The organism is Bradyrhizobium sp. 195, from assembly GCF_023101665.1.
Lineage (GTDB): Bacteria > Pseudomonadota > Alphaproteobacteria > Rhizobiales > Xanthobacteraceae > Bradyrhizobium.
This window is the reverse complement of the sequence record NZ_CP082161.1, coordinates 7,346,698-7,365,876: the sequence shown is the minus strand read 5'-3', so window position 1 is coordinate 7,365,876 and position 19,179 is coordinate 7,346,698. Positions and strand designations below refer to the sequence as shown.

Sequence of the window (19,179 nt, the reverse complement as noted above, 5' to 3'; positions counted from 1 at the left end):
CGTTCTGACGGACAAAGGGTGAGGGGGTGGATCAGGCGCTGCGGCGCTTGGCGGTGGCTTCGATCTCGACCTTCATCTCGGGCTTGTAGAGCGCCGATACAACGAGAAGCGTTGCGGCTGGGCGGATGTCGCCGAGGACTTCGCCGCAGACGGCGAAATGCGCATCTGCGTCCTTGATGTCGGTGAGGTAGTAGGTCGCGCGGACGATGTCGGCCATCTCGAAACCGCCCTCCTTCAGGGCAGCTTCGATGGTCTTGAAGCAGTTGCGTGACTGGCTCGTGACATCGGCCGGCATCGTCATCGTGGTGTAGTCATAGCCCGTGGTTCCCGCGACGAAGGCGAACTCGCCGTCGATCACGGCGCGGCTGTAGCCGGCGGTTTTCTCGAACGGTGAGCCGGTGGAAATCAGGCGACGGGACATGTCTTGGGCCTCGACGGAAGGGAGGATTTCGCGGGTTAAAGGGCGTTTCCGGCGCCTGCGCAACCCCCAACGAACAGGCTTAGTGCAGGCGCGGCCGGCCCGCGCCGCGGAACGCGGCTTCGGTCGTCGCCATCATGGCAAGACCTTAGGCCGCGTGCGCATGGAGGGCGCGAACTACCCTCCGTTTGGACAGGGGCGCGCCGGTCGGAACGATCATCCCCTCAGCACCGTCGAGCGCGCCTTCCGCGAACTCGATCGCCAGCAGGCGGTCGCGCTCGAACGGGCCGGGCAGCGATAGCGCGCCGGTCTTCTCGCCTGAGAAGCCGAAGCGCGCGTAATAGGGGGCGTCGCCGAGCAGGATCACAGCGGCATGGCCACGCGCCCGGGCGGCGGCCAGCGCTTGATGCATCAGCGCGGCGCCGATCCCGAGCTCGCGGCAGGCAGGGTCGACCGCCAGCGGTCCGAGGACCAGAGCGGGCCTGCCTCCGGCGCTGACGTGCCACAGCCGCACGGTTCCCACGAGCTTGCCCTCGCGCACCGCCGACAGGGCAAGGCCTGTGGCGGGCGCACGTCCGTCGCGCAGGCGCTGGCAGGTGCGACCATGGCGGTTCTCGCCAAAGCAGGCATCGAGCAGCGATTCACGCGTTGTGACGTCGGCAGCACGTTCCGCACGGATCACGAACGGAGCGGCTTTCGAGGTGAGGGCGATCTGTGGCTTCCGAAAAGCAGTCATGGCGCGTCAGTCCCCGCTTGAACGGACGTGCGAGCGGCACGCCAGTCCAAGACGTCGTCAGAAATCGAGATGTGAGGGAGGAGCCGGCAAGCCGGCTCCCGGGGTTCGTCAGGCCTCAGACCAAGAGGCGGATCAGATGTGGTACGTCCTCAACGGCGGGATGCCGTTGAACGCCACCGACGAGTAGGTCGACGTATAGGCCCCGGTGCCTTCGATCAGCACCTTGTCGCCGATCTCGAGCGTCACAGGGAGCGGATACGGACTCTTCTCGTACAGCACGTCGGCGCTGTCGCAGGTCGGGCCTGCGAGCACGCATGGCGTCATGTCCGCGCCGTCGTGACGGGTGCGGATGGCGTAGCGGATCGACTCGTCCATCGTCTCGGCGAGGCCGCCGAACTTGCCGATGTCGAGATAGACCCAGCGTACCTCGTCCTCGTCGCTCTTCTTCGAGATCAGCACGACCTCGGATTCGATGATGCCGGCATTGCCCACCATGCCGCGGCCCGGCTCGATGATGGTCTCCGGAATCTGGTTGCCGAAGTGCTTGCGCAGCGCGCGGAAGATCGAGCGGCCGTAGGTGACGACCGGCGGCACGTCCTTCAGGTACTTGGTCGGGAAGCCGCCGCCCATGTTGACCATGGACAGGTTGATGCCGCGCTCGGCGCAGTCGCGGAACACCTGCGAGGCCATCGCCAGCGCACGGTCCCACGCCTTCACCTTGCGCTGCTGCGAGCCGACATGGAACGAGATGCCGCACGGCTCCAGGCCCAGGCGCTTGGCGACGTCGAGCACGTCGACGGCCATCTCCGGGTCGCAGCCGAACTTGCGCGACAGCGGCCATTCGGCGCCGGCGCAATCATAGAGGATGCGGCAGAACACTTTTGCGCCGGGCGCGGCACGGGCGACCTTCTCGACCTCGGCGGTGCAGTCTACGGCGAAAAGCCGGATGCCGAGCGCGAAGGCGCGCGCGATGTCGCGCTCCTTCTTGATCGTGTTGCCGAAGGAGATGCGGTCGGGCGTAGCTCCAGCGGCCAGCGCCATCTCGATCTCGGCGACCGTCGCGGTGTCGAAGCAGGAGCCCATGGACGCCAGCAGGGCCAGCACTTCCGGCGCGGGGTTCGCCTTGACGGCGTAGAACACGCGGCTGTCGGGCAGCGCCTTGGCGAAGGTCTGGTAATTGTCGCGCACGACCTCGAGGTCGACGACGAGGCACGGCTCGGTGTCGAGGCCATCCTTGCGGCGGTTGCGCAGGAATTCCTGGATACGTTCGGTCATAGCACTCTCCAAAGCGGCCCCAGCGACGGAGCTCGTTCAAAGCGGTTCTCGGACGAGGGTGCTTCGCCGCTGCCGCACGATGGAGACGCGACAGGGCTAAAACCCTAGACCGAATTGTGCTGCCGTGGATTGGTTGGGAGAGTTTCCCGCCCGCACACCTGGCAATGAAGGACAAGCCTTTTCAGTAGCCCGCGCCGGCGTTGGAATGCCGGTAGAGACCAAAAAAGCCCGATCCGTCGTTGCTTTAAGTCGCGTCCCCCGTTGAGAGCGGGGTGCGCCGGTTCGCCTCCGGCTGCCAGTCACGGTTGCAAAAAGTGAAGTCACCTTCGACAAGGCATCTCTTGAGAGAGATGCTGGACGCTCCGGGTTTGCTGTCGTCTTCCGGCTATGAGCCTTCCGACTTCCGCACTTCCGAAGAGCCCCTCGGCTTCTTCACCCCTTGGCGGCTGTCCGGCCTCTTGTCCGGATACCTACCGACTGACACACGACCACAGGCACGTGCGAAATTGGGCAAGTCCGCAAATAAGCGTTTTGACTCTGGTTCGCAAGAATTTTTTTAGGCTGCGGACAGAATTGCCTAACATCTGCTTGCGCAGTGTTGCGCGAGCGACGCGGAAGATGAACGCGCGTTAAGTTTTCTGCGCGCGCGTGTCTCTCGCGCGCGAGGACGCGTCAGCGGCGCTTCGTGAACGGCTCGACGCGCTGAGCCGCGCGGATGAAGGCGGTCATCACCAGCACGCCGAGTGTGAACAGCACAGCCTGGAGAATGTGCGTGCCCTGATCGCCGAGCCCGAACAGGATCGCGAGCGCCCAGCCGCCGGCGAAGGCCGCGCCGAACACTTCGGCACCGATCAGGATAGCGGCGCTGATGACGGTGATGACGCTTGGCCAGGCGATCTGACGAGAAGACGAGGAAGGCGCGTTCATGAGCTCAGGGGTCCGGGGTCCATCGAGGGCCGCAATCTCCCCGAAAAGGCGGCCGGGAGCAAGGCCAAATGGCCCAAAAAAGCCCCATCGCGTGCTATAGCTGGCCGCAACAATCGACCCATGAAAATCGGGACTTGCGATGTCAGAACCCCGCCAAACTACGGACTCCGAGACCAATCCGCTGCTGAAGGCCTGGGTGACGCCGTTTGCGACCCCGCCCTTCGATGAGATCAACCCGGAGCACTTCCTCCCGGCGTTCGAGCAGGCCTTCGCCGACCACTCCGCCGAGATCGCGGCGATTACCAATGATCCAGCCGCGCCCGACTTCGCCAACACCATCACGGCGCTGGAGCGCTCGGGCAAGCTGTTGAGCAAGGTCGCCGCGGTCTTCTACGACCTCGTCTCGGCGCATTCCAACCCGGCCATCCTGGAGATCGACAAGGAGGTCTCCTTGCGGATGGCGCGGCACTGGAATCCGATCATGATGAATGCCGTGCTGTTTGGTCGCATCGCCCAGCTGCATGAAAACCGCGCCGATCTCGGTCTCACACGCGAGCAGCTCCGCCTGCTGGAGCGCACCTACACCCGATTCCACCGCGCCGGCGCCGGCCTCTCCGAGGAGGCCAAGACGCGGATGGCCGAAATCAATGAGAAGCTGGCCCAGCTCGGCACCGGCTTCAGCCATCATCTGCTCGGCGACGAGCAGGACTGGTTCATGGAGCTTGGCGAGGCCGATCGCCAGGGCCTGCCGGAGAGCTTCGTCGCCAGCGCCAAGGCCGCGGCGGAAGAGCGCGGCATGGAAGGCAAGGCCATCGTCACGCTGTCGCGCTCCTCGGTCGAACAGTTCCTGAAGAGCTCAGCCCGGCGCGACCTGCGCGAGAAGGTCTACAAGGCTTTCATCGCGCGGGGCGACAATGGCAATGCCAACGACAACAACGGAACCATCGTCGAAATCCTGAAGCTGCGCGAAGAGAGCGCGAACCTCCTCGGCTATCCGACCTACGCCGCCTACCGGCTCGAGGATTCCATGGCCAAGACGCCGGACGCGGTGCGGGGCCTGCTGGAGCGGGTCTGGAAGCCGGCGCGCGCCCGGGCGCTCGCCGACCGCGACGAGATGCAGGTGCTGATCACGGAGGAGGGCGGCAATTTCAAGCTCGCTCCCTGGGACTGGCGCTTCTACGCCGAGAAGCTGCGCCTGCAGCGCGCCAATTTCGATGACGCGGCGATCAAGCCGTATCTTTCGCTCGACCACATGATCGAAGCTGCCTTCGACTGCGCCACGCGCCTGTTCGGGATCACCTTCGAGGAGCGCAAGGACGTTCCGGTCTGGCACCCCGACGTCCGGGTCTGGGAGGTCAAGGGTCCCGACGGCAAGCACAAGGCGCTGTTCTATGGCGACTACTTCGCCCGGCCGTCGAAGCGCTCCGGCGCCTGGATGACCTCGCTGCGTGATCAGCAGAAGCTCGACGGCGACGTCGCGCCGCTCGTCCTCAATATCTGCAATTTTGCCAAGGGAGCCGGCGGCGAGCCCTCGCTGCTGTCGCCCGACGACGCCCGCACCCTGTTCCACGAGTTCGGCCACGGCCTGCACGGCATGCTCTCCAACGTGACCTATCCGTCGCTGTCGGGCACCTCGGTATTCACCGACTTCGTCGAGCTGCCCTCGCAGCTCTATGAGCACTGGCAGGAGCGGCCCGAGGTGCTGCAGAAGTTCGCCCGCCATTACCAGACCGGCGAGCCGCTGCCGGACGAGCTGCTGCAACGGTTCCTCGCCGCGCGAAAATTCAACCAGGGCTTTGCCACGGTCGAGTTCGTCTCCTCGGCCCTGGTCGACCTCGAATTCCACACCCAGCCAGCTTCCGCTGCGCAGGATGTCCGTGGCTTCGAAAAGAAGGAGCTGGAGAAGATCGGCATGCCCGAGGAGATCGCGCTGCGTCACCGTCCCACGCAGTTCGGTCACATCTTCACCGGTGACCACTATGCCGCCGGCTATTACAGCTACATGTGGTCCGAGGTCATGGACGCCGACGCCTTCGGCGCGTTCGAGGAGGCCGGCAACATCTTCGATCCTGCCGTGGCAAAACGCCTGCACGACGATATCTACTCGAGTGGCGGATCGGTCGATCCGGAGGCGGCCTACGAGGCCTTCCGCGGCCGGCCGCCCGAGCCGGACGCGCTGCTGCGCCGCCGCGGTCTGCTCGACGCCCCGAAGGCGGCCTGATGGGCATGCGCCGCCTGTTCGGATGGCTGCTCGCCGCCGCGATGACGCTCGCGGCGGGTGCGGCGACCGCGCATCCGCATGTCTGGATCACCGCGACCAGCGAGCTGCTCTACGCCGAGGATGGCACGATCACCGGCGTGCGCCATGCCTGGACCTTCGACGACATGTTCTCGGCCTATGCGGTGCAGGGGCTCGAGAGCAAGACCAAGGGAGCCTATACGCGCGAGGAGCTCGGGCCGCTGGCGCAGACCAATGTCGAGTCGCTGAAGGAATATGCCTATTTCACCTTTGCGCGAGCCGACGGCAAGAAGGAGCGATTCCAGGAGCCGGTCGACTATTTCCTCGACTACAAGGATACGGTGCTGACCCTGCACTTCACGCTGCCGCTAAAGAACCCGGTCAAGCCCAAGCAGCTGGTGCTCGAAGTGTTCGATCGCTCCTTCTTCATCGACTTCAAGATGGCCAAGGACGATCCGGTCAAGCTGGTCGGCGCGCCCGCCGGCTGTCAGACGAAGCTCGAGCGGCCGAATGACGGCACCGCCAGCGCGCAGAAGCTCAACGAGCAGACCTTCCTGAACGGCGAGAACACCAATTTCGGCATGATGTTCGCCAACAAGATCACGGTGGATTGCCCTTGATCGGTCGTCTGCATTCCCCGCTTGTCCGCGGGCTGCTCGCCTGCGCCGCGGCTATCGTCGTGCTCGGCGTCGCTGATGGCGCGCTTCATGATCTCCTGGCCCAAAACCCCTTTGGCGGGCCGCGCCCTGCGCAGGCGGCCGAACCCGAAGCGAGCGGGCTCATCGGCTGGCTGTTGGCAAAACAGTCGGAATTCTATCGCCAGATGTCGGTGACCATCCGTGCCGCGAAATCCGACGGCTCGGCGGTGTGGACGCTGCTCTTCATCTCGTTTGCCTATGGCATCTTCCACGCTGCCGGCCCCGGCCATGGCAAGGCGGTGATTGCCTCCTATCTCGTCGCCAACCGTGAGACCGCGCGGCGGGGTATTGCGCTGTCGTTTGCCTCGGCGCTGATGCAGTCGCTGGTGGCGATCCTGATCGTCGGCATTTCGGCCTGGGTCCTAAATGCGACCGCCAAGACCATGTGCAAGGCGGAAGGCGCAATCGAGATCGCGAGTTACGCCTTGATCGCGCTGTTCGGGCTGCGCCTCGTCTGGGTCAAGGGCCGCACCTTCATCCGCGCGCTGCAGGCGGCCCAGCCGGTGCCGGCAATCGCCGGCGTGCCGCATCACCACCATGATCACGGCCATCACCATCATCACGACGCGCATGATGATCATCATGGTCACAACCATGGTCATGATCATCATCACCACGACCATGGTCACGCGCATCACCATCACGTCCACGACGAGCATTGCGGCCATTCCCACGGCCCCACACCGAGCGAGCTCGCCGGCCCCGGTGGCTGGCGGCGTGGCTTTGCCGCGATCCTCACCGTCGGCATCCGCCCCTGTTCGGGTGCGATCCTGGTGCTGGTGTTCGCGCTCGCTCAGGGCCTGTTCTGGGCCGGTATTGCCGCGACCTTCCTGATGGGGCTCGGCACCGCGATCACAGTCGCGGCCATCGCGGTCGTCGCCGTCTCCGCCAAGGACATTGCCGCCCGCCTCAGCGCCGGGCACGATGGCGGCGGTGCGCTGTTCATGCGCGGCATTGAGTTTGCGGCCGCGGGCGTCGTGCTGCTGTTCGGCGCAGGTCTGTTATTCGGCTACATCGCCGCCGAACGGACGACGTGTTTTTGAGTAGTCTGCGCGGCTCGCTGCGCTCAGTCAGCCATGACGCTCGTGCACCTGTTCCGTCATTGCGAGCGCAGCGAAGCAATCCAGAGTGTCTCCGTGGCGGCAGTCTGGATTGCTTCGTCGCAAAGGGCTCCTCGCAATGACGAGCTGGAATGATCTCGGCCGGGGGATTTCATGTCGCGCGAAAATTTCTGGTTCTTTCATCCGTTCAGGGTGCGCTATTCCGAGATCGACGGGCAGGGCGTCGTCTTCAACGCGCATTATCTGACTTATTTCGACACTGCCATCACCGAATATTTCCGCGCGCTCGGCTTCGACCAATATGCCGACGCGCAGGCGAGCGGCATCGATTTCCACGTCGTCAAGTCCGTCATCGAGTACAAGGCGCCGGTCCGCTTCGACTGGGAGCTCGACGTCGGCGTGCGTGTGGCCCGGATCGGCAATTCGAGCCTCGTCTTCGAGCTCGCCATCTTCCTGAAAGGCGGCCCGGAGGCGCTGGTGACCGGCGAGATCGTCTGGGTCTACACCGACCAGGAGACTCATCGTCCGGTCACGATCCCGGCCTCGATGCGGGGGCTGATCGCGATACGGGAGCGTCACCTGGCGGCATGAGGCCGCCTCACACCGGCAGAAACCGCTTCAATGCCGGCATGAAGAAGATCCCGAGATTGATCGCAAAGCCGACGGTCCAGAGGATCGAGCGCAGTGTCGGGCGGTTGCCGAGATAGGTCAGCACGTAGGCGATCCGGACGATCAGGAACAACGCCGCGAGCTCGTCGATCAGCCGCTGCGGCGAATCCCTGTATTCGGCAAGCAGCACTGCGAAGGCGAAGAACGGGAACGTCTCGATGCCGTTCTGGTGCGCGCCGAGCGCGCGCTGCGAGAGCGCGTCCTCGTAGAAGGCGGGGTCGCGCGGCCGGGAATTGTCGAAGCGGCGAAACCTGATCCATTTGACCGAGGCGATCGTAGACAGATAGAGCAGCAGCGCTCCAAAGACGCACCATTCCGCGAGTGTCATGAGCCCCTCCCGCCTGGGTGCGACCCTAGCGATGCCGGGCTCACCTTGACAAGTTCGGACCAACGCGCGACCCACAGGGCCATGACCAGTGTCGTCCCGATCGAGGCCGCGAGACCGGCCGCCCAAACCGCCTTGCCGCGCGTTGGCGTGCTCCTGATCAATCTCGGAACACCGGATACGGCCGACGCGCCGGGCGTGCGGGTCTATCTCAAGGAATTTCTCTCGGACGCCCGCGTCATCGAGGACCAGGGGCTGATCTGGAAAGCCGTGCTGAACGGGATCATCTTGCGCAGCCGTCCCCGCACCAAGGCGCTGGATTACCAGAAGATCTGGAACACCGAGAAGAACGAGTCGCCGCTGAAGACCATCACGCGGTCGCAAGCCGACAAGCTCGCCGCCGCACTGTCCGATCGCAGCCACGTCGTCGTGAACTGGGCGATGCGCTACGGCAATCCCTCGATCAAGTCGGGCATCGACGCCCTGATCGCGAAAGGCTGCGAGCGCATCCTGGCCGTCCCGCTCTATCCGCAATATTCCGCCTCGACCTCGGCGACCGTCTGCGACGAGGTGTTCCGCGTGCTGGCCCGCCTGCGCAACCAGCCGACGCTGCGGGTGACGCCGCCCTATTACGAGGACGCGGCCTATATCGAGGCGCTCGCGACCTCGATCGAGACCCATCTGGCGAGCCTGCCGTTCAAGCCCGAACTGATCGTGGCATCCTTCCACGGCATGCCGAAATCCTATGTCGACAACGGCGATCCCTATCAGCGGCACTGCATCGCCACCACCGAGGCACTTCGTCGCCGGCTCGGCATGGACGAGACAAAACTGCTGCTGACCTTCCAGTCGCGCTTCGGCAATGCAGAGTGGCTCCAGCCCTACACCGACAAGACCATGGAGCGGCTCGCGAAGGAAGGCCTGCGCCGCATCGCGGTGGTGACGCCGGGCTTTTCTGCCGATTGTCTGGAGACGCTGGAGGAGATCGCGCAGGAGAACGCCGAGATCTTCAAGCACAATGGCGGCGAGCAGTTTTCCGCGATCCCCTGCCTCAACGACAGCGAGCCGGGCATGGACGTGATCCGCACCCTGGTCCTGCGCGAGCTTCAGGGCTGGATCTGATGAGCGCCCCATGAACCGCCGCCGGTGCCTGGCGCTTCTTGGGATGATCGCGGCGCTGCCGACCGCGGCGCTGGCGCAGCAGCCGAACGCGACGCGGCGGCTCGGCGTACTCTCGGTCACGGCTGCCGATGATGCGATCGGACAGACGCGCAGCATGGTCCTGGTCGAGGCCCTTGCCGGCCACGGCTGGAAGGAGCGCGACAACCTCAAGATCGACTGGCGCAGCGGTGGCGGCGACCGCGCGCGCATCGCTCAGCTCGCGGACGAGTTGATCGCGCTCAAGCCCGACATCCTGCTCGCGGTCGGCACGCCCTCGGTCGAGGAGTTGCGCCGGCGCACCACGACGATCCCGATTGTGTTCGCCGTCGTCACCGATCCCGTCAGCCAGGGCTTTGTCGAAAACCTCGCGCATCCCGGCGGCAACGTCACCGGCTTCACCGATTACGACGGCCCGCTCGCCGGCAAATGGCTGGAGATGCTGACGCAGGTGGCGCCACCCGTTCGCCGCGTCTTCGTCGTCTACAATCCCGAGACCGCGCCGTTCGCGCCCCTGATGCTGCGCACGGTCGAAGACGCCGCGCGGACGCTTCACGTGGCCGTCGAGCCTGCGCCCGTGAACGACGCCGGCTCGATCGCGGCACTGGCTACGCGCAAGGACGGCGGCTTCTTGGTCCTGCCTGATTTCTTCACCATGGCCAATCGCGCACAACTGCTGGCGACGATCGGCGAGGCTCGCTTGCCGGCGGTGTTCTGGAGCCGGACCTTCGTCGAGGAAGGCGGGCTGATGTCCTACAGCACCGACAGCGCCGAGCAACTGCGCCGCGCCGCCTCCTACATCGACCGCATCCTCAGGGGCGCGCAGGCGGCCGATCTGCCGGTCCAGAATCCGACCAGGTTCGAGCTGACGATCAACCTGAAGACGGCCAAGGCGCTTGCCGTCACGCTTCCCGCGGGCCTGCTCGCCATCGCGAACGATGTCATCGAATGATGCCGCCCCCAGCGGGACCCATGGCCGGATGTGTTAAGTTTGTCGCTAGGTCTGAGCCTGCGCGCTTTCAAGGGCCTTCCGCAAATACATATCGAGACCGCTCACTCTCCATCCGTCTTGTCCAGAATTGCGCCGGTACCGACGTTACTTGCGACCGCTGAACCGGTAGGGTTGCGATCCCGACCAATGACAGCGCGGGAAGGGTCTTTTTCCTGCCTTGGAGGATATATGAGCGGTTTCGACATTTTCGCGATTGTTCTGGTGTTGCTCGTCATCGTCACGCTGGTGGCCGGTGTGAAGACGGTGCCGCAGGGCTATGACTGGACCATCGAGCGGTTCGGCAAATACACCCAGACGCTCAGCCCCGGGCTCAATCTGATCGTGCCCTATTTCGACCGCGTCGGGCGCAAGATCAACATGATGGAGCAGGTGATCGACATTCCCGAGCAGGAGGTCATCACCAAGGACAACGCTACCGTGACGGTGGACGGCGTTGCCTTCTATCAGGTGTTCGATGCCGCGAAGGCGAGCTACGAGGTCGCCAATCTGACGCAGGCCATCACGGTTCTGACCATGACCAACATCCGCTCGGTGATGGGCTCGATGGATCTCGACCAGGTGCTATCGCATCGCGACGAGATCAACGAGCGCCTGCTCCGCGTCGTCGACGCCGCGGTCTCGCCCTGGGGCGTCAAGGTCAATCGCATCGAGATCAAGGACATCGTGCCGCCGGCCGATCTCGTCGAAGCGATGGGACGGCAGATGAAGGCCGAGCGCGTCAAGCGCGCCGACATTCTCGCCGCCGAAGGCCAGCGCCAGTCGGAGATCCTGCGCGCCGAGGGCGCCAAGCAGGGCCAGATCCTGCAGGCCGAGGGCCGCAAGGAAGCCGCGTTCCGCGACGCCGAGGCACGCGAGCGTTCGGCGGAGGCCGAGGCGAAGGCCACTCAGATGGTGAGCGAAGCCATTTCCAAGGGCGACGTCGCCGCGTTGAACTATTTCATCGCCGACAAATATATCAAGGCGTTCGGCCAGTTCGCGGAGGCGCCGAACCAGAAGATCATCATGCTGCCGATGGAAGCGACGAGCATGCTCGGTTCGCTCGCCGGCATCGGCGAGATTGCCAAGGCGACGTTCGGCGAGAGCGCCGCCTCTGCAGCGGCCGCCGCTCGGCGCCCCGGCTCAGTGCCGCCGACCGGCAGCACGCCGCCGGCGGTGCCGCCGCGGCAGGGATAGTCACCGGCGCATGTCCTTCGATAGGGGCATGCGCCAATGATGGAAGGTCGTGTCATGACCGACATGTTCGTATCGCTCGGCAGCTGGAACTGGCTGATCTTCGGCTTCATCCTGATGGCGCTGGAGGTGCTGGCGCCGGGCATCTTCCTGTTCTGGCTCGGGCTCGCCGCGCTGCTGGTGGGGTTGATCTCGTTCACCGTTGCCGTGTCCTGGCAGATCCAGCTCGTGATGTTTGCGGTTTTCGCCGCGGCCGCCGTGCCGGTGTGGCGCCGCCTCGCCCGGCCGAAGAGCGATGCGAGCGCCAGTCCCTTCCTCAACAGGCGTACCGAGGCGCTGCTCGGGCGCGAGTTCACCCTGGAGAAGCCGATCGTCGACGGCAGCGGCACCGTGCGCATCGGGGACACGGTGTGGCGCGTCGCGGGCCCCGACACGCCGGCCGGAACGCGGGTGAAGGTGGTGCGGGTGGATGGTGCAAATCTGACGGTCGCCGCGGCGTAGGGCGCCGTCATTGCGAGGAGCTCTTGCGACGAAGCAACCCAGAATTTCTCCGCGGAAAGATTCTGGATCGCTTCGCTGCGCTCGCAATGACGAGGTTGTTGGCGCAGCGTCGTTTCAATAGGCATTGGTCTTGCTGCGCCACCTTTCCGCAAACCGGTGCAGCGGCATGAACGTCTCGCACAATTCTCGCCCCAGCGGCGTCAGTCCATAACCTCCGCCTTCGCCGAGCTCGACGAATCCTGCTTCGCGCAACTCCGTCAGCCGCGCTTGCAGCACTGTCGGTGAGGCCTCGTCGCAGGCGGTGCGTAATACGCGGGAGGTGAGGGGCTCGCCGCGCAATTCCCACAATATTCGCAGGCTCCAACGCCGGCCGAGCAGGTCCAGCAGCGCCATGATCGGCCGTCCGGTGCGCGATCCCCGCGCCGGACGCGTTTTCATGTTTGCCCGTTTCGACATCGTCGCCCCTTGCGCATTGCTACAAATAATGTAGCGTATTGCTACGATAAGTGTAGCAAGAGAGGCGGCCAATGTCCCAATTCACGCCGCGCATCGCCCCCCTCACCCCGCCTTATCCCCCGGCGATCCAGGCGCAGTTCGACCGCATCATGCGCGGCGCGCCGCCGCTGATGCTGTTCCGGGTGATGGCGGGGCACAGCCGCGCCTGGGACAAGTTTCGTGCCGGCGGCCTGCTCGATCCCGGTCCGCTGTCGCTCCGCCAGCGCGAGATCGTCATCGACCGCACCTGTGCGCTGACCAAATGCGAATATGAATGGGGCGTGCATGTCGCGATCTTTGCCGGGCCTGCGCGGCTCAGCGAGCAAGAGATCCGCGCCACCGTGCAAGGCGATGCAGCTTCATCCTGCTGGTCGCCGGCAGAGCAGGCCCTGATTGCAGCGGTCGACGCGCTGCACGCGCACGCGACGTTGACCGACGAGGAGTTCGCGGCGCTGTCGGCACACTACGACGAGGCACAAATTCTGGAGATTATGCTGCTGTGCGGCTTCTACCGCACGGTGTCCTATCTGGCGAACGGGCTGCGGCTGCCTCTGGAGGAGAGCGCCGCGCGGTTTCCGGCGTAGCTCTCACCGCGTCATTGCGAGGAGCGAAGCGACGAAGCAATCCAGACTGCATCTGCGGAGGCAGCCTGGATTGCTTCGCTACGCTCGCAATGACGGAGGAGGGAGGCGCGCCACGCTCTCGCTGTCATTCCGGGGCACGCGAAGCGTGAACCCGGAATCCACCGAGCGGCAACCTCGGAGATGAATGGATTCCGGGTTCGCGCCCAAGCGGCGCGCCCCGGAATGACGGCGCGGAGAGAAACCGCGTGCTTACGCCACGCCCGCCCGCAGCAGATCGTGCAGATGCACGATGCCCACCACCTTGCCCGCTTCGGTCACGACCAGCGTCGTGATCTTGCTTGTGTTCAGCACCTCGATCATCTCGGTGGCGAGCATCGAGGGCGGCACCGTTTTCGGCTGCTTCGTCATGATGTCGTCGACCGATGCCGTCAGCAGGTCGGGGCGCATGTGGCGGCGCAAATCACCGTCGGTGATGATGCCCGCGACCTCGTTCGCTTCGTTGACGATGCAGACGCAGCCGAGGCCCTTGGCCGACATCTCGACCACGGCCTCCGACATCTTGGTGCCTTCAGGCTTGAGCGGGATCTCGGCGCCCGTGCGCATGTAGTCGCGGACGAATTTCAGCATCGCGCCCAGCTTGCCGCCGGGGTGGAAATGCGCGAACTCCAGCGCGGTGAAGCCGCGGCCTTCGAGCAGCGCGATCGCGATGGCGTCGCCGACCGCGACCTGCATCATGGTCGAGGTGGTCGGCGCCAGATTGTGCGGGCAGGCCTCGCGCGCCTTCGGCAGCTCGATCACGATGTCGGCGGCTTGTCCGAGCGAGGAGGCTGCGTTCGAGGTCACCGCGATCATGGGAATGGCGAAGCGCGCGGAATAGTTCACGACGTTCTTCATCTCCGGCTGCTCGCCGGACCAGGACAGCGCCATGATGACGTCGTCGGTGGTGATCATGCCGAGGTCGCCATGACCGGCCTCGGCGGCGTGCACGAAGAAGGCGGGGGTGCCGGTCGAGGCCAGCGTCGCGGCGATCTTGCGCCCCATGTGGCCGGATTTGCCGAGCCCAGTGACGATGACGCGGCCCTTGGCGTTGCGGATCAGGTCGACAGCCCTCGCAAACGTCCCGCCCAGCGGGCCGCGCAGGGCAGCTGCGAGCGCGTTGATGCCGCCGCTCTCCGTCTCCAGCGTGCGGAGCGCGGATTCGATGCTGTCAGGGATGAGGCCGGATGATGCGGTCATCAGCGGTTTCGAACTCGGCATGCTCTGTCCAGGGAGGAGGGCGCGTTCGCCCGGTCGGCGCCTCATTAGCACGCCGCGGTGCTGGAGGCGACGAGCGCGCGAAGAGCCTCAACGGGTCATTAACCATAATTGTTTTAACTCCATTAACGATGGTTCCCGCCAGCCGGCGGGGACGATCGCGAAAGTGTTTGATTTCGTTGGAGTTATTCGATCGTGGGGTCGTCTCCAGGCACCAGCCGGAGCAAACGCGCGCAATTCCTGCGCGCTGCTTTGCCGTGCCTTGCACTGACGACCCTTGGAAGCGCGCCCACGGCCGCCCAGAGCCTCACGCCCGATCTGTTCAACCCTAACCGGGGCGGCTTCGCCTCGCCCGAGACGCTGCCGACCCGCCGCACGGCGGGCGTGCCGCAGGCGCCGTCGGATGCGCTGCCGGCGCTACCCGATCCCAGTGCCGATCCGCGCAAGCGCCAGCAAACGCCGGCGACCTCGCGCATCGGCCAGGTCCCGACCTATGGCCTTCCGGCCGCCACCGGCGCGAGCGGCTCCGGCTACGACTCGCTCAACCGCAAGCGACAGCAGCCCAAGCTCTATCCCGGTCAGCCGAAGCCGAAGCGCGCGGCTGGTCCCGGCTCGCCGGTTCCGACGACAGCGCCGCCGCCATCCACGCTCGGCCTGCCGCGGATCGCGCCGCCGCCATCTGCCTCCGCGAACAAGGCGCCCGTGCCGGCGGCGATGGCGGGCACCGTGCCCGGCCAGCCGCAGCGCCGCCGCCTCAAGGCGGATGACGATGCCTTCGGAGCCGTCGGCGACTATGCCGGCAGCTTCCTGATCAAGGGCGGGCTCGAGCTATCCACTGGCTATGACACCAATCCTGCGCGTCTCAACAAGCCGATCGGCTCGCCGCTCTACGTCGTCGCACCCGATCTTGTGGTGATGTCCGACTGGGAGCGTCACGCGCTGGTCGCCGATTTGCGCGGCTCGTTCTCCGGCTACACCAACAACATGCCGGCAACGATCGGCGGTTTTGCCTCGCCTTCGCCGGTCGAGATCGACCGTCCGGATTTCAACGGCCATGTCGACGGTCGCCTCGACGTCGACCGCGATCTCAAGCTGACCACGCAACTGCGGCTGCGGCTCGCCACCGACAATCCCGGCAGCCCGAACGTGCAGGCCGGCCTGCAGAAATATCCGGTGTACGCCGCCTACGGCACGACGGTCGGCTTCGACCAGTCCTTCAACCGCTTCCAGGTCGCCGCCGGCGCCACCGTCGATCGCACCGCCTACACGGACTCCAAGCTCACCGACGGCTCGACCTTCAGCAACAACGACCGCGACTTCAACCAATATGGCGGCATCGGGCGCTTCTCCTACGATCTCAAGCCCGGCCTCAAGCCATTCGTCGAGATCCAGGGCGACACCCGCGTCCACGATTTGGCCGCCGACCGCAACGGCTACTTCCGCGATTCCAACGGCGGCTATGCCAAGGTCGGCTCGTCCTTTGAGTTCTCGCGCATCCTCACCGGCGAAATCTCGGTCGGCTATTCCGCCCGCAACTATACCGACCCGCGCCTCAGCCAGCTGGCAGGGTTCTTGACCTCGGGCTCGCTGATCTGGAACGCGAGCGGCCTCACCACGGTGAAATTCTTCACCGACACGCAGATCGCCGAGACCACCATCCCCGGCTCCTCAGGCGTCCTGGTCCGCACCTATTCGGCCGAGGTCGACCACGATTTCCGCCGCTGGCTCACCGCCGTCGGCAAATTCACCTACGGCACGCTCGACTACCAGGGCCAGAACCGCAACGACAAGACCTACTCGTTCGAAAGCAATTTGATCTACAAGCTCAACCGCAACATCTGGGTCAAGGGCACGCTGCGGCACGACATCCTGGATTCGAATCAGGCGGGCTCGAGCTCGCAGGGGACGGTGGTGATGGTCGGGGTGAGGCTGCAGAATTAGGGGAATTCTCACCAAGGTAGTTCTTTAGCGCGCCGTAGCATTCTTAGGTGCGCACAACAAACCAAGGCAGGCGGTCTCTTAGTGCGAGCGAGCCAGCGGCAGCGCAGAAACGTGCTTCCCAAGAAAGTAGAGAGGCAGACGATTGGAGCTTTGGAAATATATCTCCATGAAGAATCCTTCGCAGATCGATGCAGCGCCAGAAATCATGCCCGAGAGCAAGCGTGTAGTTCGTTCCTTCCATGTCCCCGCACAAGCCGAATTGCTCGATCTGTGTCGGAACAAAATAGTTTATCGGAGTATGATCGATTTCAATTAGAGTTTCGTCGATCGCTTCGTCGAGATTTAGCAGCGCGCAGAAACTGACGATCACGGTTGTTAGATCGGACGGCGCGCTGTAGACGTCGCGCGTCAAAGTGTAGGATTCCTTGTACCGCTCACCAATGACTCTGAACTGGCTTTCTGCGTTAAGTGAGTAGTCGGCGCATCTTGCGAAGTTTTCGTGCAGATCATGGTACAACCGACCAGCGATTTCTTCTCCAAGATTTGTCCACTTGTTCGCTCTGCATGTTTCCAAGAAAAGTAAGTAGCCGGTAGCCTGCTCGTCAGTTAGAGCGACAACCGAGTTTCCGTACCTCTGAAGGATTTTTTCGGCAGTATCAAAGACCAAGTTGCTGAGTTGTATTGATGGGGTCCGTTGTCCCATTAAGAATAGCGCGCAATATCCGAAAATGTCCGAGATTCGGATAGGTAGCTCGTACAGGTCTGAGAAACCCGCATCCAAGAGTGCATTTCGATCTGCATCTAATGCTTCGTTAAGCCTCAGTAGGGCTCGACTGTTTGCCTCAGTGTGCCAATCGATAATCTCCGTAACAATGGGCGATTGTGTGATCGGAGAACAAAGCCCGAGTAGCTGCCCGAGTAGGACTGAGTGAACCCGAGCTTCAAGAAAAACATCCTGCGCTTCGGCCAACTCGAGCTTCAACCCGGCCGCTAGGCCGTATATCAAGGAAGGTCGTTGTTCGGTCTTGATTTCCGAGAACACATTCTCCAGTCGTCTTGCAAGCGTGCGCTCGCTTATTCCGGTTATTATTTTGGCGAGCTCGGACTTGAAGTCCGCGGCGTGTTTTCCGATTTCAATTTTTTGATTTTTGAATCTGGAGGCGATGTCGTCCACTGCATATGCAGGGCCTGAAAAATTTGCGTTAGTTGCGAAGAGATTTGGGCCTTGCAAGTTGAGTGACCAATAAGAAATGGCCTGAGAATCTAGCTTTGTCGTGCTTTGGATCTGCTGCGCTATCTCAGCTAAGCTAAGAAATGGACTGGCTTGCTGGACGAACGTCTCGCCGCGCAAGATTTTCGTGAACTCGATCGTGAATCTGCCTCCTTCAGGTGATTCCTGGGCCGATTGCTCAGCGGCAGACGATGCAAGGAATGAGATTCCCATCGTGTCTGAGTTGCCCACGATGGTACGCTTCAGAATTGTCCCTATATCGAAGCCAAGACCGGCTGCATTGCAGGCGTCGATCACAAAATTTGCTTGTTTGGGTCTAGCTCCCGCGGTGGTCCGAAGAACATCAGGAAATCCAATAGCGCTAGCAGGGATGCGGTCAACCGCTGTGTCCACCGGAGCCAGATAGAGAGTTTCGTCAAAAACAACGGCGTGCCCCGCGAAGTATAATGTGAAAACAGTGATCTCGCGGTTCTCATAGAGAATCGATGAAATGGTTTGACGAAATTGTTCGCCCGTAGGGGAGATCAGAAGTTTCGACCGATCGGGATCGTATTGATGATGCTCTCTCCCGACGAGTGTGGAGAAGACAGACGTGGCGTCGTTTACGGCGCCCCGAAGAGGGGGAGCTGATCGGTAATCGTCGCAGCCAATTGCTAGCAGAACTCTCACTCTAACGAGGTCTCCAGCGATAGCGCGAAAGCCGGTGTGCTTCCCGTGTTATTGCGTCTGTCTCCTTTTCTCGCGCAATCACCTCGAATTCTAAGTGAAACTCTGGCGGCTTTTCGTTTAGAGCCTTGATCAGCTCCTCTCCGGCTTGCGGAGCTACGTGCAATGATGGACGAGTGGGGCGGCCGTAGCGGTCTACTCCAAATTGAATCCTCTTCATCATCGCTAGGAATCCGGCGGGCTTATCTCCGTTGTGATCGCTGATCGAGAGGGCGTTCCCTGTAGACTCTGCCGCATCGCCGATTGTCTCGTAGAGATGGGTCATGAGCGATCTATAGAGCTGTTCGACCATGCTCTCGATATAATTTTCGAGAGTGGACGTTTCGTGATTGATTATGTCTACGGCGTAGATCGTTGCTTCCGCCGACATTTTGCTTATTTCGGGCGCGGTTTCGTCGGTCAGTTCGTTCGTCCAACGATTTCCGTGTCGGTATGTATGGATGTTCCGCTCGTCGAACAAACTCATGCGTCGTTGAGCTAGACGAACATGGACCTGCCGATGGACGTACTGATCTAGCTTGTCCAGATCGTCCCGAAGGTAGCTAAAGAACCTTGGTCGTTGCGAATGATTCGGCATGGCACTATCCGAGCATTATAAATCCCCTGTCAGCAGGCTATCATGGTTGCTGGACGGGGCATGCATCCTAAGATTGAGCTTTTCTTCGTAAAATGCGATATGGGCGCCCGTTTGGTTGGTCGACTATCGGATTCGCCGCCCTAAGCGCCGTTTATTAGACAGAACATCGCCCGCTTTCGCGG

The 19,179-nt window shown here is 63.1% G+C and carries 19 protein-coding genes; 10 read left to right on the top strand and 9 right to left on the bottom strand.

Annotation, left to right across the window (positions count from 1 at the left end; genetic code table 11):
* Nucleotides 1-31: 31 nt before the first annotated feature.
* The 4 genes from IVB26_RS34300 to IVB26_RS34285 form a co-directional block, all read right to left on the bottom strand.
* On the bottom strand, nt 32-421 hold the full coding sequence (locus IVB26_RS34300) for a RidA family protein (protein WP_247969376.1): 390 nt from the start codon (nt 419-421) through the stop codon (nt 32-34).
* Nucleotides 422-566: 145 nt separating this feature from the next.
* Nucleotides 567-1,154 (bottom strand): GNAT family N-acetyltransferase, encoded by a 588-nt coding sequence (locus IVB26_RS34295; protein WP_247969375.1) that lies wholly within the window; start codon nt 1,152-1,154, stop codon nt 567-569.
* Nucleotides 1,155-1,286: 132 nt separating this feature from the next.
* Nucleotides 1,287-2,429, bottom strand: a complete 1,143-nt coding sequence (locus IVB26_RS34290) for a type III PLP-dependent enzyme (protein WP_247969374.1) — start codon at nt 2,427-2,429, stop codon at nt 1,287-1,289.
* A 672-nt stretch (nt 2,430-3,101) separates the two neighbouring features.
* Nucleotides 3,102-3,356, bottom strand: a complete 255-nt coding sequence (locus IVB26_RS34285; protein ID WP_247321349.1) for a hypothetical protein — start codon at nt 3,354-3,356, stop codon at nt 3,102-3,104.
* 139 nt (nt 3,357-3,495) lie between these two features.
* Between IVB26_RS34285 and IVB26_RS34280 the strand changes: the two genes are divergently transcribed.
* The 4 genes from IVB26_RS34280 to IVB26_RS34265 all read left to right on the top strand — a co-directional run bounded on the left by IVB26_RS34280 (nt 3,496) and on the right by IVB26_RS34265 (nt 7,945).
* Entirely contained in the window at nt 3,496-5,577 is a 2,082-nt protein-coding gene (locus IVB26_RS34280) for a M3 family metallopeptidase (RefSeq protein ID WP_247969373.1), read from the top strand.
* A complete protein-coding gene (locus IVB26_RS34275) occupies nt 5,577-6,215 on the top strand; it encodes a DUF1007 family protein (RefSeq protein ID WP_247969372.1) in 639 nt (212 codons plus the stop codon). The genes IVB26_RS34280 and IVB26_RS34275 overlap by 1 nt, the downstream gene beginning before the upstream one ends.
* A complete protein-coding gene (locus IVB26_RS34270) occupies nt 6,206-7,336 on the top strand; it encodes a nickel/cobalt transporter (protein WP_247969371.1) in 1,131 nt (376 codons plus the stop codon). The genes IVB26_RS34275 and IVB26_RS34270 overlap by 10 nt, the downstream gene beginning before the upstream one ends.
* Nucleotides 7,337-7,507: 171 nt before the next feature.
* Nucleotides 7,508-7,945 carry an acyl-CoA thioesterase gene (locus IVB26_RS34265; protein WP_247969370.1) on the top strand — a complete coding sequence of 146 codons (438 nt, stop codon included), beginning with the start codon at nt 7,508-7,510 and terminating at the stop codon, nt 7,943-7,945.
* A 7-nt stretch (nt 7,946-7,952) separates the two neighbouring features.
* Here IVB26_RS34265 and IVB26_RS34260 read toward each other — a convergent pair whose 3' ends face one another.
* A complete protein-coding gene (locus IVB26_RS34260) occupies nt 7,953-8,351 on the bottom strand; it encodes an MAPEG family protein (RefSeq protein ID WP_246931184.1) in 399 nt (132 codons plus the stop codon).
* Between the two features lie 81 nt (nt 8,352-8,432).
* Here IVB26_RS34260 and hemH point away from each other — a divergent pair, with 81 nt between their 5' ends.
* The 4 genes from hemH to IVB26_RS34240 all read left to right on the top strand — a co-directional run bounded on the left by hemH (nt 8,433) and on the right by IVB26_RS34240 (nt 12,189).
* Complete coding sequence (gene hemH / locus IVB26_RS34255; RefSeq protein WP_247969369.1) at nt 8,433-9,470, top strand: ferrochelatase; 1,038 nt, start codon at nt 8,433-8,435, stop codon at nt 9,468-9,470.
* A gap of 10 nt (nt 9,471-9,480) precedes the next feature.
* A complete protein-coding gene (locus IVB26_RS34250; RefSeq protein ID WP_247969368.1) occupies nt 9,481-10,458 on the top strand; it encodes an ABC transporter substrate-binding protein in 978 nt (325 codons plus the stop codon).
* 228 nt (nt 10,459-10,686) lie between these two features.
* Complete coding sequence (locus IVB26_RS34245; protein WP_247969367.1) at nt 10,687-11,691, top strand: SPFH domain-containing protein; 1,005 nt, start codon at nt 10,687-10,689, stop codon at nt 11,689-11,691.
* A 54-nt stretch (nt 11,692-11,745) separates the two neighbouring features.
* Nucleotides 11,746-12,189, top strand: a complete 444-nt coding sequence (locus IVB26_RS34240; RefSeq protein ID WP_247969366.1) for an NfeD family protein — start codon at nt 11,746-11,748, stop codon at nt 12,187-12,189.
* Between the two features lie 114 nt (nt 12,190-12,303).
* On the opposite strand, the gene IVB26_RS34235 is transcribed toward IVB26_RS34240, so the two are convergent.
* On the bottom strand, nt 12,304-12,645 hold the full coding sequence (locus tag IVB26_RS34235) for a winged helix-turn-helix transcriptional regulator (RefSeq protein ID WP_247969365.1): 342 nt from the start codon (nt 12,643-12,645) through the stop codon (nt 12,304-12,306).
* Nucleotides 12,646-12,716: 71 nt separating this feature from the next.
* Between IVB26_RS34235 and IVB26_RS34230 the strand changes: the two genes are divergently transcribed.
* The gene (locus IVB26_RS34230; RefSeq protein ID WP_247969364.1) at nt 12,717-13,268 is read left to right on the top strand and encodes a carboxymuconolactone decarboxylase family protein; all 552 of its coding nucleotides are present in this window, start codon (nt 12,717-12,719) and stop codon (nt 13,266-13,268) included.
* A 249-nt stretch (nt 13,269-13,517) separates the two neighbouring features.
* Here IVB26_RS34230 and IVB26_RS34225 read toward each other — a convergent pair whose 3' ends face one another.
* The gene (locus tag IVB26_RS34225; RefSeq protein WP_247969363.1) at nt 13,518-14,525 is read right to left on the bottom strand and encodes a KpsF/GutQ family sugar-phosphate isomerase; all 1,008 of its coding nucleotides are present in this window, start codon (nt 14,523-14,525) and stop codon (nt 13,518-13,520) included.
* A gap of 192 nt (nt 14,526-14,717) precedes the next feature.
* Here IVB26_RS34225 and IVB26_RS34220 point away from each other — a divergent pair, with 192 nt between their 5' ends.
* Entirely contained in the window at nt 14,718-16,463 is a 1,746-nt protein-coding gene (locus IVB26_RS34220) for an outer membrane beta-barrel protein (protein ID WP_247969362.1), read from the top strand.
* 43 nt (nt 16,464-16,506) lie between these two features.
* Here the strand turns inward: IVB26_RS34220 and IVB26_RS34215 are convergent, their stop codons facing one another.
* Nucleotides 16,507-18,363: a caspase family protein gene (locus IVB26_RS34215; protein WP_247969361.1), complete on the bottom strand. Its 1,857-nt coding sequence runs from the start codon at nt 18,361-18,363 to the stop codon at nt 16,507-16,509.
* Between the two features lies 1 nt (nt 18,364).
* Complete coding sequence (locus IVB26_RS34210) at nt 18,365-18,997, bottom strand: hypothetical protein (RefSeq protein ID WP_247969360.1); 633 nt, start codon at nt 18,995-18,997, stop codon at nt 18,365-18,367.
* Between the last annotated feature and the right edge of the window lie 182 nt (nt 18,998-19,179).